At 63.5% G+C, this 17,101-nt stretch carries 17 protein-coding genes; 8 read left to right on the top strand and 9 right to left on the bottom strand.

Annotated features, from left to right (window positions below):
• Genes P5705_RS03285 through P5705_RS03275 form a run of 3 tightly spaced genes read right to left on the bottom strand, consistent with a single transcriptional unit; the run spans nt 1 to nt 3,562 of the window.
• Nucleotides 1–1,269 carry a dihydrolipoamide acetyltransferase family protein gene (locus tag P5705_RS03285; protein WP_277459549.1) on the bottom strand — a complete coding sequence of 423 codons (1,269 nt, stop codon included), beginning with the start codon at nt 1,267–1,269 and terminating at the stop codon, nt 1–3.
• Nucleotides 1,270–2,328 carry an alpha-ketoacid dehydrogenase subunit beta gene (locus P5705_RS03280; protein ID WP_110738600.1) on the bottom strand — a complete coding sequence of 353 codons (1,059 nt, stop codon included), beginning with the start codon at nt 2,326–2,328 and terminating at the stop codon, nt 1,270–1,272. It lies immediately after the preceding gene.
• A 1-nt stretch (nt 2,329) separates the two neighbouring features.
• Complete coding sequence (locus P5705_RS03275) at nt 2,330–3,562, bottom strand: 3-methyl-2-oxobutanoate dehydrogenase (2-methylpropanoyl-transferring) subunit alpha (RefSeq protein ID WP_277459548.1); 1,233 nt, start codon at nt 3,560–3,562, stop codon at nt 2,330–2,332.
• 197 nt (nt 3,563–3,759) lie between these two features.
• Between P5705_RS03275 and bkdR the strand changes: the two genes are divergently transcribed.
• From bkdR to P5705_RS03260, 3 genes are all read left to right on the top strand, one after another.
• Nucleotides 3,760–4,248: a Bkd operon transcriptional regulator BkdR gene (gene bkdR / locus P5705_RS03270; protein ID WP_011534944.1), complete on the top strand. Its 489-nt coding sequence runs from the start codon at nt 3,760–3,762 to the stop codon at nt 4,246–4,248.
• Nucleotides 4,249–4,475: 227 nt separating this feature from the next.
• On the top strand, nt 4,476–5,717 hold the full coding sequence (locus P5705_RS03265) for a glutamine synthetase family protein (RefSeq protein ID WP_277459637.1): 1,242 nt from the start codon (nt 4,476–4,478) through the stop codon (nt 5,715–5,717).
• Between the two features lie 130 nt (nt 5,718–5,847).
• Nucleotides 5,848–7,173, top strand: a complete 1,326-nt coding sequence (locus P5705_RS03260) for an MFS transporter (RefSeq protein WP_277459547.1) — start codon at nt 5,848–5,850, stop codon at nt 7,171–7,173.
• A 60-nt stretch (nt 7,174–7,233) separates the two neighbouring features.
• Here the strand turns inward: P5705_RS03260 and P5705_RS03255 are convergent, their stop codons facing one another.
• The 5 genes from P5705_RS03255 to flgA form a co-directional block, all read right to left on the bottom strand.
• Entirely contained in the window at nt 7,234–7,791 is a 558-nt protein-coding gene (locus P5705_RS03255; protein WP_277459546.1) for a hypothetical protein, read from the bottom strand.
• Nucleotides 7,792–7,941: 150 nt separating this feature from the next.
• A complete protein-coding gene (locus tag P5705_RS03250; RefSeq protein WP_277459545.1) occupies nt 7,942–8,685 on the bottom strand; it encodes a flagellar brake protein in 744 nt (247 codons plus the stop codon).
• Nucleotides 8,686–8,765: 80 nt separating this feature from the next.
• Nucleotides 8,766–9,233: a flagella synthesis protein FlgN gene (locus P5705_RS03245; protein WP_277459544.1), complete on the bottom strand. Its 468-nt coding sequence runs from the start codon at nt 9,231–9,233 to the stop codon at nt 8,766–8,768.
• A 47-nt stretch (nt 9,234–9,280) separates the two neighbouring features.
• Nucleotides 9,281–9,595 (bottom strand): flagellar biosynthesis anti-sigma factor FlgM, encoded by a 315-nt coding sequence (gene flgM / locus P5705_RS03240; protein ID WP_277459543.1) that lies wholly within the window; start codon nt 9,593–9,595, stop codon nt 9,281–9,283.
• 177 nt (nt 9,596–9,772) lie between these two features.
• Nucleotides 9,773–10,522 (bottom strand): flagellar basal body P-ring formation chaperone FlgA, encoded by a 750-nt coding sequence (gene flgA / locus P5705_RS03235; protein ID WP_277459542.1) that lies wholly within the window; start codon nt 10,520–10,522, stop codon nt 9,773–9,775.
• 63 nt (nt 10,523–10,585) lie between these two features.
• Between flgA and P5705_RS03230 the strand changes: the two genes are divergently transcribed.
• Both P5705_RS03230 and cheR read left to right on the top strand, forming a co-directional pair.
• Nucleotides 10,586–11,515, top strand: a complete 930-nt coding sequence (locus P5705_RS03230; protein WP_277459541.1) for a chemotaxis protein CheV — start codon at nt 10,586–10,588, stop codon at nt 11,513–11,515.
• Nucleotides 11,516–11,566: 51 nt separating this feature from the next.
• Nucleotides 11,567–12,394, top strand: coding sequence for a protein-glutamate O-methyltransferase CheR (cheR, locus tag P5705_RS03225; protein ID WP_011534936.1), 828 nt, complete (start codon nt 11,567–11,569; stop codon nt 12,392–12,394).
• 172 nt (nt 12,395–12,566) lie between these two features.
• Here cheR and P5705_RS03220 read toward each other — a convergent pair whose 3' ends face one another.
• Entirely contained in the window at nt 12,567–15,161 is a 2,595-nt protein-coding gene (locus tag P5705_RS03220) for an autotransporter outer membrane beta-barrel domain-containing protein (RefSeq protein ID WP_277459540.1), read from the bottom strand.
• Between the two features lie 354 nt (nt 15,162–15,515).
• On the opposite strand from P5705_RS03220, the gene flgB reads away from it, so the two are divergent.
• Genes flgB through flgD form a run of 3 tightly spaced genes read left to right on the top strand, consistent with a single transcriptional unit; the run spans nt 15,516 to nt 17,089 of the window.
• The gene (flgB, locus tag P5705_RS03215; protein WP_011534934.1) at nt 15,516–15,923 is read left to right on the top strand and encodes a flagellar basal body rod protein FlgB; all 408 of its coding nucleotides are present in this window, start codon (nt 15,516–15,518) and stop codon (nt 15,921–15,923) included.
• Between the two features lie 2 nt (nt 15,924–15,925).
• Nucleotides 15,926–16,369: a flagellar basal body rod protein FlgC gene (flgC, locus tag P5705_RS03210; RefSeq protein ID WP_248920932.1), complete on the top strand. Its 444-nt coding sequence runs from the start codon at nt 15,926–15,928 to the stop codon at nt 16,367–16,369.
• A gap of 15 nt (nt 16,370–16,384) precedes the next feature.
• Nucleotides 16,385–17,089: a flagellar hook assembly protein FlgD gene (flgD, locus tag P5705_RS03205; protein ID WP_277459539.1), complete on the top strand. Its 705-nt coding sequence runs from the start codon at nt 16,385–16,387 to the stop codon at nt 17,087–17,089.
• The last annotated feature ends 12 nt before the right edge of the window (nt 17,090–17,101 follow it).

The raw sequence follows: 17,101 nt of genomic DNA, 5'->3' as shown, positions 1-17,101 counted from the left end.
TCACTCCACGAACAGGCAGGCAGGTTGTTCCAGCAGGCCGCGCACGGCCTGGATGAACAGGGCGGCATCCATGCCGTCGACCACGCGATGGTCGAACGAGCTGGACAGGTTCATCATCTTGCGCACGACGATCTGGCCGTCGATCACCACCGGCCGTTCGACCATGCGGTTGACTCCCACGATCGCCACTTCCGGGGTGTTGACCACCGGCGTGCTGACGATGCCACCCAATGCGCCGAGGCTGGTCAGGGTGATGGTCGAACCGGACAGCTCTTCACGGGTGGCCTTGTTGTTGCGCGCGGCATGGGCGACGCGGGCGATCTCGCTGGCGTTGCTCCACAGGTTGCCGGCTTCGGCGTGGCGCAGCACCGGCACCATCAGGCCGTTGTCACCTTGCGTGGCAATGCCCACATGCACCGCGCCGTGGCGGGTGATGACCTGGGCTTCGTCATCGTAGGTGGCGTTGATCTGCGGGAAGTCGCGCAGGGCGACGACCATCGCGCGGACCAGGAACGGCAGCAGGGTCAGCTTGCCGCGGCTGTCGCCATGCTTGGCGTTGAGCTGCTGGCGCAGGGCCTCCAGGTTGGTGACGTCGATTTCCTCGACGTAGCTGAAGTGGGCGACGCGGCGCTTGGCGTCCTGCATGCGCTGGGCGATCTTGCGGCGCAGGCCGATCACCGGCACCTGCTCGCTGTCGGTGCGCTTGCCGTAACCGCCTGGCGCCAGGCCGGCGCTGCTCTGCGGCTTGCTGATGAAGGCGTCGAGGTCTTCGTGCAGGATGCGCCCGGCCGGGCCGCTGCCATGCACGTAGCGCAGTTCAATGCCGGCATCCAGGGCGCGCTTGCGCACGGCAGGGGAGGCCAGCGGTTTGTCGTGGGCCTCGCGCGGCACGATGGGCGCGGCGGTGTGATTCGCGCTTGCCGAGGGCTGCGGTTCAAGGCGCGCCTCGGGCTTGGCCTCGGCCTTGACCGGCGCGGGTACCGGCTCGACCGGCTTGGCTTGAGGCGTGTCGACATGGTTGCCGCTGCCTTCGACTTCGATGCGGATCAGCTCGCTGCCGACCGCCATCACTTCACCTGGCTGGCCGCCCAGGGCCAGCACCTTGCCGCTGACCGGCGAAGGGATTTCCACGGTGGCCTTGTCGGTCATGACATCGGCCACCACCTGGTCCTCGGCGATCACATCGCCGACCTTGACGAACCATTCCACCAACTCGACCTGCGCGATGCCTTCGCCAATGTCCGGCATCTTGATGACGTGCGTGCCCATTCAGACCTCCATGACCCGTTTCAATGCCGCGCCTACCCGCGAAGGGCCGGGGAAGTAGGCCCATTCCTGTGCGTGGGGGTAGGGGGTGTCCCAGCCGGTGACGCGCTCGATCGGCGCCTCGAGGTGATGGAAGCAGTGCTCCTGGACCAGCGACACCAGTTCAGCGCCGAAGCCGCAGGTGCGGGTGGCCTCGTGCACGATCACGCAGCGGCCGGTCTTCTTCACCGACGCGACGATGGTCTCCAGGTCCAGCGGCCAAAGGCTGCGCAGGTCGATGACCTCGGCGTCGACGCCGGACTCTTCAGCGGCCACCTGCGAGACATACACGGTGGTGCCGTAGGTCAGCACGGTGACGTCGTTGCCGGGGCGGGTGATCGCCGCCTTGTCCAGCGGCACGCTGTAGTAGCCATCGGGCACGGCGCTGTGCGGGTGCTTGGACCACGGCGTTACCGGGCGGTCGTGGTGGCCGTCGAACGGGCCGTTGTACAGGCGCTTGGGCTCGAGGAAGATCACCGGGTCGTCGCATTCGATCGAGGCGATCAGCAGGCCCTTGGCGTCGTAGGGGTTGGAGGGCATCACGGTGCGCAGGCCGCAGACCTGGGTGAACATCGCCTCGGGGCTCTGGCTGTGGGTCTGGCCGCCGTAGATGCCGCCACCGCAGGGCATGCGTAGCGTGAGCGGGGAGATGAACTCGCCGGCCGAGCGATAGCGCAGGCGGGCCATCTCCGAGACGATCTGGTCGGAGGCGGGGTAGAAGTAGTCGGCGAACTGGATCTCGACCACCGGGCGCAGGCCGTAGGCGCCCATGCCCACGGCGGTGCCGACGATACCGCTTTCGGAGATCGGCGCATCGAACACGCGGGACTTGCCGTACTTGGTCTGCAGGCCTTCGGTGCAGCGGAACACGCCGCCGAAGTAGCCAACGTCCTGGCCATAGACCACCACGTTGTCATCGCGCTCGAGCATGACATCCATGGCCGAGCGCAGGGCCTGGATCATGGTCATGGTGGTGGTGGACATGGCGTTTTCCAGATGGATGCTGTTGTTGTGATCGTTCATCTCAGACCCCCAGTTCCTGGCGCTGACGGCGCAGGTGGTCGGGCATTTCCTTGTACACGTCCTCGAACATCGAGGCGGCGCTGGGGATATGGCCATTGCTCAGGGTGCCGAACTGCTCGGCGTCCTTCTGTGCCTTGATCACCTCGGCCTCGAGCTCCGCGCTGACGGCCTGGTGCTCTTCCTCGGACCAGTGGCCGGCCTTGATCAGGTGCTGCTTCAGGCGCGCGATCGGGTCGCCCAGCGGGAAGTGGCTCCAGTCGTCGGCTGGGCGGTACTTCGATGGGTCATCCGACGTCGAGTGCGGGCCGGCGCGGTAGGTGACCCATTCGATCAGTGTCGGGCCCAGACCGCGGCGGGCGCGCTCGGCGGCCCAGCGCGAGGCGGCGTAGACCGCGATGAAGTCGTTGCCGTCGACCCGCAGCGAGGCGATGCCACAGCCCACGCCACGGCCGGCGAAGGTGGTCGACTCGCCCCCGGCGATGGCCTGGAAGGTGGAGATCGCCCACTGGTTGTTGACCACGTTGAGGATCACCGGGGCGCGGTAGACGTGGGCGAAGGTCAGGGCGGTGTGGAAGTCGGACTCGGCGGTGGCGCCGTCGCCGATCCAGGCCGAGGCGATTTTCGTATCGCCCTTGATCGCCGAGGCCATGGCCCAGCCGACCGCCTGGACGAACTGGGTGGCCAGGTTGCCGCTGATGGTGAAGAAGCCGGCCTCGCGCACCGAGTACATGATCGGCAGCTGGCGGCCCTTGAGCGGGTCACGGGTGTTGGACAGCAGCTGGCAGATCATCTCCACCAGCGACACGTCACGGGCCATCAGGATGCTCTGCTGGCGGTAGGTGGGGAAGCACATGTCGCTGCGGTTCAGGGCCAGGGCCTGGCCGCTGCCGATGGCTTCCTCGCCCAGGCTCTGCATGTAGAAGGACATTTTCTTCTGGCGCTGGGCGACCACCATGCGGCTGTCGAAGATGCGCGTCTTGAGCATGGCGCGCATGCCTTGGCGCAGCACCTCGGGGGCGATGCCTTCGGCCCAGGGGCCGACGGCGTTGCCGTGCTCGTCGAGCACGCGCACGAGGCTGCCGGACAGGTCGGCGGTATCGGCGGGTTCGACATCGATCGGGGGTTTACGGACTTGACCCGCGTCGTTCAGGCGCAGGTAGGAGAAATCGGTCTGGCAGCCTGGCCGGCCTGTAGGCTCGGGCACATGCAGACGCAGGGGGGCGTACTCGTTCATGCTTTTTACGCTCGCTCGAATGTTGTTTTTGTGAGCTTTGAAGCGGCCGCCGCTGAGTACCGGCTTGTGACTGGCAAGTCAGCGTCTTTTACATCATAGGGGGACGGCGGGAGAATTTTTCTCTCAAGTTCGTTGCGTTTGTTTGGCGGCGCAGATAAACATTCCGTACAAACACAAAAACCAGGTGAATTTGTCTCATGCGCAAACTGGATCGCACCGATATCGGCATCCTCAACAGCCTTCAGGAAAACGCGCGGATCACCAACGCGGAGCTGGCGCGTTCGGTCAATCTCTCGCCCACGCCCTGTTTCAACCGGGTCAAGGCCATGGAGGAGCTGGGGGTGATTCGCCAGCAGGTGACGTTGCTGGCGCCCGAGGTGCTGGGGCTGGATGTGAATGTGTTCATCCATGTCAGCCTGGAGAAGCAGGTGGAGCAGTCGCTGCACCGTTTCGAGGAAGAGATCGCCGAGCGGCCGGAGGTGATGGAGTGCTACCTGATGACGGGTGACCCGGACTACCTGCTGCGGGTGTTGCTGCCGAGCATCCAGGCGCTGGAGCGGTTTCTCGATTACCTGACGCGGTTGCCGGGGGTGGCGAACATTCGTTCCAGCTTTGCCTTGAAACAGGTGCGTTACAAGACCGCGTTGCCGCTGCCGGCCAATGGTATGACCTTGCGCGAGCAGTGAAGGGGGTTCGCCGGCAAGCCGGGTCCTACAGGTAAAGGGCAGGTGCTTGATATTTTAAACACCCCAGGCCTATGTTGTGTTCGTCGCCATTCCCGGCATGCGAAAACAACAAGAAGGACAGCGTCATGACGACCGAAGGCCCGCGCAACCAGGCAGAGCACCTGAAGGGCATCGACGAGATCGAATGTGTCACCCCGGACCTCAATGGCGTTCCACGCGGCAAGGTGATGACCGCCGAGGGCTTTCTTGAAGGCCGCCGCCTGCAGATGGCGCGCGGTGTGCTGCTGCAGTGCATCATGGGTGGATATCCACCGGCGCGGTTCTATGGCAGTGATGACGGTGACCTGGCGCTGGTGGCTGATCCCGAGCAGATTCATCGCCTGCCCTGGAGCGATGAGCCTCGCGCCTTGGCCATCTGCGACGCGGTGGAACTCGATGGCACGCCGTCGGGGCTGTCCAGCCGGGGCCAGCTCAAGGCGGTGATTGCCCGTTACGCCGAACATGGATTGGCGCCCGTGGTCGCCACCGAACTGGAGTTCTTCGTCTTCGCGCCGAACAACGACCCCGGCCAACCGTTCCAGCCGCCGCTGGGCAAAGACGGCCGTCGGGAAATGGGCCACTCGGCCTTCAGTGTCAGTTCCAACAATGGCCTGCGGCCCTTCTTCAACGAGGTCTATCGCTGCATGGCGGCGTTGGGCCTGCCGCGTGACACCTTCATGCACGAGATGGGTGTCAGCCAGTTCGAGATCAACCTGCTGCACGGCGACCCGCTGTTGCTGGCTGACCAGACCTTCCTGTTCAAGCACCTGCTCAAGGAAGTGGCGCTGCGTCACGGGCTGACCGTGGTGTGCATGGCCAAGCCGCTGGCGCACACCCCCGGCAGTTCGATGCACATACACCAGAGCCTGGTGGACATCGCCACCGGGCGCAATGTGTTCAGCGACGGGCAGGGCAGGGCGACTGACACCTTCCACCATTTCATCGGCGGCCTGCAGGCGTGCCTGGCCGACTTCACCGTGCTGTTCGCGCCCAACGTCAACGCCTACCAGCGCCTGTGCCACCCCTACGCATCGCCCAACAATGCCTGCTGGTCCGAGGACAACCGTGCGGCCGGGTTGCGCATTCCGGCCAGTTCGCCGGTGGCGCGACGGGTCGAGAACCGTTTGCCGGGTGCTGACGCCAACCCTTACCTGGCCATCGCCGCCAGCCTGGCTGCGGGCTTGCATGGCATCGAGCGGCAGATCGCCCCGGCGCCGGCGATCCAGGGTGAGTTCGAGGTGCCGGAGCACCTGAGCCTGCCCTGTACCTTGCATGCGGCGCTGGAGCGCCTCAAGCGCAGCGAGCTGGCGCGGGAGCTGTTCGGACGCGAGTTCATCGAAGGCTACATCGCCACCAAGACCCTGGAGCTCACCGACTTCTTCGATGAGATCACACCCTGGGAGCGTCGCGTGCTGGCGGCGCAGGCCTGAGCGCGACACGACCCCCTCTGGTTGCGCCCTCGGCAGCCACTTTCACCGCCGGGGGCCTGCGTCGCGACGGATTTGCCCTTATGCTTGCCTGCAACCCAACGCCACCTGGTCAAGGAGCTTGAAGGGACGTATGCGAAACATCTGGAAGCCGTTTCAGTCGCTGTACTTCGCCGCCCTGATGATGCTGATCGGCTCGGGCCTGCTCAGCACTTACCTGGCGCTGCGCCTGGCCGCGGATCATGTCGACAGCCTGTGGGTCGGCGCGCTGATGGCGGCCAACTATTTCGGCCTGGCGGTAGGCGGCAAGGTGGGGCACCGGCTGATCGGCCGGGTCGGGCATATCCGCGCCTATGCCACCTGTGCCGGCATCGTCGGTGCGGCGGTGCTCGGGCATGGCCTGACCAACTGGCTGCCGGCCTGGGTTGGGTTGCGGATGATCGTTGGCCTGGGGATGATGTGCCAGTACATGGTCATCGAGAGCTGGCTCAACGAGCAGGCTGATGCCAAGCATCGTGGCGCGGTGTTCAGCGGCTACATGATCGCCTCGTATCTGGGGCTGGTGCTCGGTCAGCTGATCCTCGTCGTGCACCCGCAACTGGGGCCGGAACTGCTGATGCTGGTGGCCATGTGTTTCGCCCTGTGCCTGGTGCCGGTGGCGATGACTCGGCGCATCCACCCCGCCCCCTTGCGCCCGGCACCGATGGAACCGAAATTCTTCATCAAGCGGGTGCCGCAATCGCTGTCCACGGTGCTGGGATCGGGGCTGATCGTCGGCTCCTTCTACGGCCTGGCTCCGTTGTATGCAGCCACCCAGGGACTGACCACCGAGCAGATCGGTTTGTTCATGGGTAGCTGCATCTTTGCCGGGCTGGTGGTGCAGTGGCCGTTGGGCTGGTTGTCCGACCGTTATGACCGCGCGGTGCTGATCCGTGGCGCGGCCATTGGCCTGGCGCTCGCCTCGGCGCCCTTGGCGATCCTGCCAGGCGTGCCGCTGGAGCTGTTGTTTGCCATCGGTTTCGTCATTTCGCTGCTGCAGTTTTGCCTGTACCCGCTGGCGGTGGCCTTCTCCAACGACCATGTGGAGAGCGAGCGCAGGGTGTCGCTCACGGCCATGCTGCTGGTGACCTACGGCGTGGGGGCCTGTATCGGGCCTTTGGCGGCCGGCGTGCTGATGAAACTGCTGGGGCCGCAGATGCTCTATGCCTTCTTCCTGTTCTTCGCCCTGGTGTTGGTCTGGCGCATCCGGCCCAAGGCGGTCACTGGGTTGCACCAGGTCCAGGACGCGCCGCTGGGGCACGTGGCCATGCCGGCGGCGGGTTCGCCGTTGTCGGCGGCGCTCGATCCGCGAGTCGATGAGCAGACGGTGCAGGATGTGATGCAGGCGCCAGTAGCGGCGGAAGATACCGAAGAAGAGCAGGCCGTCAAGCCTGAAGCCGAGGCAGACAGGTTGGTGTGAGTGGAGACTACCTCCTGGTGAGTACTCGCCAGGAGGTGGCTAGAGCCTGGCGGCATCGGATCATGCAAGCTGGATATTGCGCAGCTTGAACTTCAGTATTTCACCTTTATGCTTCCCGGCATTCAGGAAAGTATCATGGCTCAGCGTGATGGTTTCGCTGGAGGGGAGGGCTTGCGAAACCCTGTGGCCGTATTTGTCACGCAGATAGAACTCGATGTTCTGCGCGCTCTGCACATCACCGTCCCATGGCTGAAGCGTTTCGATTTTCCAGAAGTCCGTAGGGCGCAGTAGGTTGCTGGGGTTGATCGCATCAATGATCCGCCCTATCACATGGGTGCCATACAGCCCCAGCCAGCCATTTTTGTTCTGCTCAAGCCTTGCGCCTGCATAGTCCCAGGATTGCGCGCAGGTAATGAAGTAATGAGTGCGGTCTCCCTCATGTTTGATGAACTGGAAGCTGAAGTCGACGCGTTTGAACCCGGTTGGCTTTGCCCTCTCAGTGCTTAGCCAGCCGTCCTCGTCAGCGCTGGTGAATAGGTGATCTGCAAAGGCTGTATCCACGACCACCACCTGGCCATGCTGGCAATGCAGTTCAGCAGTGAAATTGGAACGAATCATGATGTCTCCGGTTGTTGAGGCGCCCAGGTTGGGCGTAGCACCGGCCACATTATTTAGTTTGTCTGCGCATTGGACGCTGGAAACGTTTCTAGCATAGGCACAATGCACGAACGCCACCCGATGGGTGGCGTTCGTGCATTGTGCGGTCGATCAGTAATCGTCTTTATCGAAGCGCCGCGCCTCGCGCTGCAGCTGGTATACAAAACTCTCGATCTTGCGCTGTGCCTGGCCATTGAGGTTGTGGAAGCGCACACCGGCGAACGTGGTGTTGATACGCTCCTCGAAATGCAGGTGGCGCAGCTCGACCATGGTGTCACTCAGGCCCAACGGGTTGCCGGCCTTGAAGCGCTCATAGACCTGGCCCAGTTGCAGGCGGTCCTCGACGTTGCCTTCGAAGCGCAGCTTGCAACCGGTGGCGGAGATGTCCAGCAGCTTGCCGCGCAAGGCGCCATTGCCCTTGAGGTGGGTGCCGTCGAGGACGATGTCGACCAGTTGCGACAGCTTCAGGGCGGCGCGGAAGGCGCTGCGGCGCTGGTGGTAGGTGACTTCTTCAGGCAGCGGGCCGCGGTAGCAGCGGTGACCGTCGATTGCGCTGATGGTCAGTGGCGTGGTGCATTCCCAGGCGATGCGCACACCGTCATGGAAGCCTTCGACGCGGAACGGTTCGCCGTTCTCGATGTATTTTTCGCCGTCGCGCGGGATCATCTCGTCCAGCGCCAGGGCGTTGCTGTCCCGGTCGACGTGCACCACGTAGCTCTGGAACCGCTGGCTGCGCTCGTGGAAGCTGATGATCAGCGGGTCGTGGCTCTCCAGCAGCTGGCGCAGGTTGGCCGCAATCTCCAGAGGCGTGGTGAGCACCTTTGGCGGCTGGGGAGCATCGGATTCATTGAACACGGGTTATCAATCTCCAGGCAAAAACGACACACGCAAGTAACGGCATTTTGCCAGTATGTTCCGTGCCGTGATAGAACTAATCACACCTGACCAAGCGCCTGGGGCCTGTCCATCGGCGAAGTGGCGCCACGGCTGTCGTAGAGCGACGGAGAATCGCCACCCATGAGGATTCTGATCTGGTTGGCCGTGGCGTACTGCTGTACCTGGATGATCCGACCATTGGTCTCGTTGACCTTCTGGCAGGCATCCATCAACTGGGTGAGCACATCGAGTTGTTGCAGGATGATCTCGCCGTTGGGCGACTGCGCGGCCACCGCTTGCACACCGGCGCGGTCGGCAGTGAGGCCGAGGCTGGCGAGCAACTGGTTGCGCCGCAGGCCCTGCTGCTCGAGCAACACGATCAAGGACTGCTTGCGGGCCAGGATCTGTTCCAGCATTCCCATTTCCCGGCCATGCAGGGCCACCGCTTCCTTTTGTAGAAGGTCGAGCAGTTCCTGCGTGGGTGCGATGTCGTCTTCGATCAATTGCAGCAGAGTGATGTCGTGCATGGCTAACTCTTGGCTTGTTGCGTCCTTGAAGTCAGCGCGCCTGGAGGTCAGCGCTGGGCTTCGAAATCGAGCAGTTTGCTGGCGACCCGGCCGGCATCGACCTTGTAGCTGCCGTCGGCGATAGCCTGCTTCAACTCGGCCACGCGGGCGCTGTTGACTGCCGGCTGATCGCGCAGCTTGTCGCTGATCTTCTGCAACTGCTGTGCCTCTTGGCTGAGGTGTACCGCTTCTCCGCTGGCGTTGGCCTGCTTGGGCGCGGCGTTCGTGGCGCCGGCTTTGTCAGCCTGGCCGGCCGCGGCATTGCCGCGCACGCCGCCCGTGACGGACGGAGAATTATTCAAACGACTGAAGTCGATGACCATGATCAGAACCTCTGGGTATTTGGACGCATGCCTGGTTTTCGGCCAACCCGAAAGAAACTTTAGGCAGGAATGCATCACCGCCGGTCAGTTGGCTTGCGTAACCCAATTTCCGACACAGTTTAGGGGTAGTGCCTACGCACCGCCAGCTTTCTGTCGTCATCCTGTCGCCCTTTTCCCCTACATGGCCACCTCGACCTGGCCGGGGCCGGTAACCCGCGCCTTGACTACGCGCTTGGAGTTCAGGTTGCGCACCCGGATCTGCGCTTCCATGCCGCCTCTGTCCAGCGCTTCGCCGGGCATGCGCACGCTGAGGCCGCCGCTGCGTGCGACGATCACCACCTGGTCGCCCTTGCGGATCACGTCGGCCTGCTCCATGTGTTGCTGGGTGAGCACCTGGTCGAGCACGGTGGGGCGCACCAGCTTCATGCCCACGGCCTGTTCAAGCTGGGTGAGGTAGCCTTGCGTCAGGGTGCCCACGTCGCGCTCGCGCAGGGCGACATCGCCCTGGTCGATCACGCTTTCACGCTTGAGCGGGCGGGTCATCACCACGACCTCGCGCAGCAGGCGTACCTGGGCCGGCACGAATACCGTCCAGGGCGCGCTGCCGTCGCAACGCACCTTGACCGTGACCCGCCCCAGCGGCGTCGAGCTTTCCAGCGAGGCGTCCAGTTGCTGGCTGCACAACGGCATGCGCAGGCGCGGGTCGAGGGTGTTGACCTGAATCTCGTAACGGCCCTGGGTCTGGGTGGTCGCCAGATAATCCTCTACGGTGAATTCAAGAAACCCCTGGGTGACACCGATAAGCTGTTCAGGCAAGGTAAACGCATCCGCCAGCGGGCGAACGCCGGGTGCCAGCAGGCACATCGCGGCGAGCGAGCCGGTCAGCAGGTGCGTCAGTCGTCGGAAAAATGTCGTTTTCGTGTACATGACGCTCAAAAAAGCAAAGCCCGTGCCGACTTGGTAAACAGGCAATCGTTGAAGGAGACTGGCATGGCTGGAGTGATGGATTCGGTCAACCAGCGCACGCAACTGGTGGGGCAGAATCGCCTGGAGCTGCTGTTGTTCCGCCTCAATGGCGACCAGCTCTACGGCATCAATGTGTTCAAGGTCCGGGAGGTGCTGCAGTGCCCGGAACTGACGCTGCTGCCCAGGTCCCATCCGGTGGTGCGTGGCGTGGCCAACATTCGCGGGGCGACCATCCCGATCCTGGACCTGTCGATGGCGACCGGGTTGCCGGGGCTGCAGGAAGAGACGCGCAAAAGTTTCGTGATCATCACCGAGTACAACACCAAGACCCAGGGTTTCCTGGTGCACTCGGTCGAACGCATCGTCAACATGAACTGGGAAGAGATCCACCCGCCACCCAAGGGCACCGGGCGCGATCACTACCTCACCGCGGTGACCCGGGTCGACAACCGCATGGTCGAGATCATCGATGTGGAGAAGGTGCTGGCGGAAGTGGCGCCTTCGTCCGAATCGGTGTCGGCGGGGGTGGTGGATGCCGAGGTGCAGGACAAGGCGGTGATGCTGCGGGTGCTGACCGTCGACGACTCGTCGGTGGCGCGCAAGCAGGTCAGCCGTTGCCTGCAGACCGTCGGGGTCGAGGTGGTGGCGCTCAACGACGGTCGTCAGGCCCTGGACTACCTGCGCAAGCTGGTGGACGAGGGCAAGCGTCCGGAGGACGAGTTCCTCATGATGATCTCGGATATTGAAATGCCAGAGATGGACGGCTATACCCTGACCGCTGAGATTCGCAGCGATCCGCGCATGCAAAAGCTGCACATCTGCCTGCATACTTCGTTGTCCGGGGTGTTCAACCAGGCGATGGTCAAGAAGGTCGGTGCCGATGACTTCCTGGCCAAGTTCAGGCCGGACGATCTCGCCCAGCGCGTGGTCGACCGGATCAAGGCGTCCCATTGAAACGGCCGGGGCCCGTCCCCGGCGCTAGCGATTTAGAAAGAGGCGGCAGCATTGTCTACGGGTAATTTGGATTTCGAACAGTTCCGGGTATTCCTGGAGAAAGCCTGTGGCATCCTGCTGGGCGAGAATAAGCAGTACCTGGTCTCCAGCCGTCTCAACAAGCTGATGGAGCAGCAGGGCATCAAGTCCCTTGGTGAACTGGTGCAGCGCATCCAGGCGCAACCACGGGGCGGCCTGCGTGAACAGGTGGTCGATGCCATGACCACCAACGAGACGTTGTGGTTCCGCGACACCTATCCGTTCGAGGTGCTCAAGAACAAGGTGATCCCGGAGTTCATCAAGAACAACCCGGGCCAGCGCCTGCGCATCTGGTCGGCGGCCTGTTCGTCGGGGCAGGAGCCTTACTCGATCTCGATGTCGATCGACGAGTTCGAGCGCACCAACCTCGGCCAGTTGAAGATGGGCGCGCAGATCGTCGCCACCGACCTGTCCGGTGCCATGCTCAACAACTGCAAGACCGGCGAGTACGACAGCCTGGCCATTGCCCGTGGCTTGTCCCAGGAGCGCCTGCAGCGCTACTTCGACACCAAGGGCCCTGGGCGCTGGGCGATCAAGCCGCCGATCCGCAGCCGCGTCGAGTTTCGCTCGTACAACCTGCTCGACAGCTACGCGCCGCTGGGCAAGTTCGACATCGTGTTCTGTCGCAACGTGCTGATCTACTTCTCGGCCCAGGTCAAGAAGGACATCCTGATGCGTATTCACAGCACGCTGAAGCCCGGTGGTTACTTGTTCCTTGGGGCCTCCGAGGCGCTCAACGGGTTGCCGGACCATTACCAGATGGTCCAGTGCAGCCCGGGCATCATCTACCAGGCCAAGTAAGGCTGGATGAGGCAAAAAAAGGCCGGTATCGCGAGATACCGGCCTTTTTTGCTGGCCAATCGGGTGGTTGGCCTGTAGGAGCGGCTTTAGCCGCGATGCGGTGTCTGGCACCCGCTTCGCGGGTGATCGCGGCTGAAGCCGCTCCTACAGGAGGGGCGGTGCATCAATGGGGTCAGAAGTCGTAGCGCACCTTGGCCGAGAACACGTCGGCATCGAAGCCCGACTTGCCGACGTAGTCGTAGTTCAGGCCGACGGTGACCGCGCCCAGCTTGTAGTCGGCGCCCACGCCGGCCTCGTAGCTGTTGCGCGCGGTGCTGGCGCCGTTGGTCACGAACGGTGTGCCGCCCACCAGGAAGGTCGAGGTGTTCTGCACCTTGTCGGCGGCGAAGTCGTGATAGGTCATCAGCTTGAACTGCGGCTCCAGGGTGCCGGCGCCGAGGGCGTAGCTACCTGCCAGGCGCACGCCGGCGCCCAGTTCGATGGCTTCGTAGCGCTGGTCTTCGAGCTTCAGCGCGGCGGACGAGCCTTTCTCCTTGTAGCCATCGATGTCGACGCGGTTGTAGCGCGCGGCCAGGCGCGGCTCGACCAGCCATTGCGAGCTGGCCTGCCAGGTGTAGCCGGCGATCAGGTTCAGGCCCAGTTGCTTGCTGTCGTAGTCGGACTTGGCGCGGGTACCGGCGATGTCGCGCTTGCCTTCGTTGTCGTTGAAGCCGTAGGTGAGGTTGCCGTCGATGAAGTAGTTGCCCAGTTCATAGCCGCCATACAGGGTGAAGGCATGGCCCTCGACCTCGGTCTTGCTGCCGCTGCGGCCGTTGACGTCGGTATTGATGAAGCTGTACGCCAGGCCCAGGGTCAGCTGGTCGTCGAGCTTGCCATCGGCGCCGACGGCGATGCCGCGGCTGTAGGCGTTGTAGCCGGCGATGCCGTCGCGGTGTTGCTGGGTGGCGTCGCTGTACAGGGTCTGCACCCACACGCCGGTGTCCTTGAGCGTATCGCCCGAGGCGACCCCGCGCAGGCCGCTGGTGCGGTTGAGGGTGATGTTGGTGATCAGGCGCTGGCTGGCACTGGCGGCCTGGCGGGCGCCGTCGCTGACATCGGGTGCCAGTTGCTCGGCCAATCGGGTCAGCTGTGCTTCATCGGCCTGCGAGGCGATTCGCAGCAGTGGATCGTCCTTGCCCAGGAACGCCAGCAGGCCGGAGCCGGCCAGCCCGTTCAGGGCATGTTGGGCGTTGCTGTCGCCGCCTTGCTCCTGGACCATCTGGTCGATGGCTTCCTCTGACTTGGTGTTGACCTCGACATAGACCTTGTTGCCTTCCAGGGTGCTGCTACGCACGTTCAGCAGTGCCGATGTGCTGACCACCTTGGGCTTGCCGTTGGGGTCGACTGCCTGGCCGTTGGCGTCGAGCACCTGCACCTGCCCAGCTTCGAGCAGCAGGTAGCGCCCGCCCGCAGGCAGGTAGTCTTCGTCATCGGGTGCCAGCGCGATCCGCGCATCCTGGCCGAACTCGGCAATGCCGCTGACCTTGAGCACGGGCGTGGCCGGGTTGGTCTCGTCGCCAAGCTCCATGCCCAGCGAAGAGTGGTCGGCAACTCGCAGGTTGCCGACCAGATTGGTGTGCAGGCTGCTCAGGCTGAAGGTGATCGGCGGCTCGTCGGCGCTGCCGATCTCGAGCCAGCCGCCATTGCGCAAGCGGATGTTGCCTTGGTCGGGGTAGTTCGCGCCAAAGCTGGCATTGCCCTCGACTTCGATGTTGGCCAGGCCATTGAGGTCGCCCAGGATGTTGCTGCCCTCGCGCATGATCAGCTCCACCGGGCGGTTGCTGGTGGTGGCGTCGACGGCCACCTGGGACCAGATCGTGCCGCTGTTGAAGATGTTCAGGTCGCCGTTGGCTTTGTACTGCGGCTGCAGGCCCGGGCCGTCGTAGGCGACGTTACCGACCTTGATCGCGATGTTGCCGGCGGTGATCTTCCCGGTGTTGACCACATGGCTGTCAAGGCTGCCGACCAGGGTGGTGCCGTCGAGATTGATGCCGATCGACTCCTGCGCGCCGATGTAGAGCAGACCATTGTTGGTCACCCCGGCCAGGACGCTGCCGGTGGTGGCATCGATGCCAATTGCGCTGGGGCCGACGACGTGGATTTCGCCATGGTTGATGACCCGGCCTTCGAGGCTCGCGCCGGCGAGGTTGATGCCGCGCGATTGCGTGCCATTGCTGGCGATGCGTGCGCCGTTGGCATTGATCAGGTCGCCATTGATGACCGTGCGGCCGCCGTTGCGAGAGGCCAGGTCGATGCCGAACTTGGGGGCGTCGACCAGCGCGTAGGACAAGTCGCCTCCCGCCTGGAGCAGCCCTTCGTTGACCAGGTCGCCGTCGAGCGTGGTCGCGCTGATCTTCAGGGCGGAGCCGCCCGCGCTGGTGGTCTTCACAATGCCGCGGTTATAGAAGTAACCGGCGAGCGCGCTGTCGGCAATGCGGATGCCGTCGACCCTGGTCGTCAGGCTGTAGGTATTGCCCTTGGTGGCGTTGATCGCGCTGTCGACGACCAGGTCGCCCAGCACCTTGGCGTTGGCCAGGTCGATGGCGGTGCGGCCGATGTCGCTGAAGCTCCCGGTGAACTTGAGGTCGTCGCCGTAAGTCTGGTGCTGGCTGCTGTAGCCGGCGTCCGTCAGGGTGATGGTCTGTGGCGCGGGTACAGCCAGGGCTGGCAGCGGGCCGGTGGTGATGGCCAGGGCCAGCAGGGTCTTGCGGAAGGTGGGCGCAGGCACGTTTTCGTTCCTTGGAAATCGTCTTGAAGAGCGGCGCGCATCCAGGCGTGGCGTGAAACCTTGCGTTTCTCGGGGAGGGGCTTTCAGCACGCCTCTGCGCGGGGAGCGCATGCTATCCCAGGTAGTGGCACATTGACACTTTTGTTTGACGTCAATTTTTTGGTTTGCCGCTTTTGCCGCCTGCTATTTGCCGCTTGCGCGCCGCGAGGCGGAAGCACTTTGCCGCTTTTCTGGCAGCCTGGGAGGGTAGTGGTGGGCGAGAAGCCAGCATTCATGAGGGGTTTGCTGGTTGGCACAACCCTTGCTAAAGCTTTGCCAACGAAATTCTGGTCAACCTTCGAAGGTTTCCCCGACATGAGCATCAGCTTCGACAAAGCGCTCGGCATCCACGAAAAGGCATTGGGCTTCCGCGCCCAGCGCGCCGAGGTGCTGGCCAACAACATCGCCAACGCTGACACGCCCAACTACAAGGCGCGTGACATGGACTTCTCGTCGGTGCTCGCCGCCGAGGCGGACAAGCAGCAGAAGGGACGTATCGCCCTCGACCGTACCAACAGCCGTCACATCGAGGCCGAAGGCCTGGCGATGGCCGATGACACGCTGCAGTACCGCACGCCGATGCAGCCGTCGATCGACCAGAACACCGTGGACGCCCAGATGGAGCAGTCGAACTACGCCGAGAACGCCGTTGGCTTCCAGGCCAGCTTCACCCTGCTCAACAGTAAATTCAAAGGGCTGGTCGCAGCCCTGCGCGGAGAGTGACCATGTCCCTTGCCAGTGTCTTCAATATCGCCGGTAGCGGCATGAGCGCGCAGAACACGCGCCTGAACACCGTTGCCTCGAACATCGCCAACGCCGAGACCGTCTCGTCGAGCATCGACCAGACCTACCGTGCCCGCCACCCGGTATTCGCCACCACCTTCCAGCAGGCCCAGGGCGGCGTCGGCCAGTCGCTGTTCGAGGACCAGGGCGAGGCGGGGCAGGGTGTGCAGGTCAAGGGCATCATCGAGGACCAGAGCAACCTCGAGGCGCGCTACGAGCCGAACCACCCGGCGGCGAACAAGGATGGCTACGTCTACTACCCCAATGTCAACGTGGTCGAGGAGATGGCCGACATGATCTCCGCCAGCCGTGCGTTCCAGACCAACGCCGAGCTGATGAACACCGCCAAGACCATGATGCAGAAAGTGCTGACCCTGGGTCAGTGATAAGGAACCCGGACCATGGCAGTCGAAAGCACTACTGGCGTGAACCTCAATGATGTCCTGAAGAACTCGGGCGTCAGCGACGGCACGACCAAGAAGCCCACCACCGAGAAGACCGACAAGAACGCCCTGGGCAAGGATGCGTTCCTGCAGTTGCTGGTCACCCAGATGCAGCACCAGAACCCGCTGGATCCCCAGGACAACGGCGAGTTCGTGGCCCAGCTGGCGCAGTTCAGCAGCCTGGAGGGTATCCAGACCCTCAACAGCTCGGTCAGCTCGATCATCACCGGCATGGGCTCGTCCCAGGCGCTGCAGGCCTCGTCCCTGGTCGGGCGCTCGGTGATCGTGCAGAGCGAGAAGGCCATGGTCGACACCACCAAGAGCTTCACCGGCCAGGTGGTCGTGCCGCAGAACATCACCGATGGCAAGGTCACCATCAAGGACAAGGATGGCAACGTGGTCAAGACCATCCAGTTGGGCGAGCAGAAGAAGGGCAACGCCGACTTCATCTGGGACGGTACCAACGACAAGAACGAGAAGCTCAGCCCGGGCAACTACACCTTTACCGCCACCACCACGGTCGATGGCAAGGCGGCGACCATGTACACGCTGCTGCCGGCCACGGTGAACAGCGTCAGCTTCCAGAACGGCGGCGAGATGATGCTCAACCTTGCTGGCATCGGCAAGCTGGGCATCTCCAAAGTACAAACCATCGGAATCTAAGGCCGCTAGAAC

The sequence above is a fragment of the Pseudomonas entomophila genome (assembly GCF_029478665.1).
Taxonomy (GTDB): domain Bacteria; phylum Pseudomonadota; class Gammaproteobacteria; order Pseudomonadales; family Pseudomonadaceae; genus Aquipseudomonas; species Aquipseudomonas entomophila_F.
The sequence above is the reverse complement of the archived record's forward strand: the minus strand, read 5'-3'. Positions and strand labels throughout refer to the sequence as shown.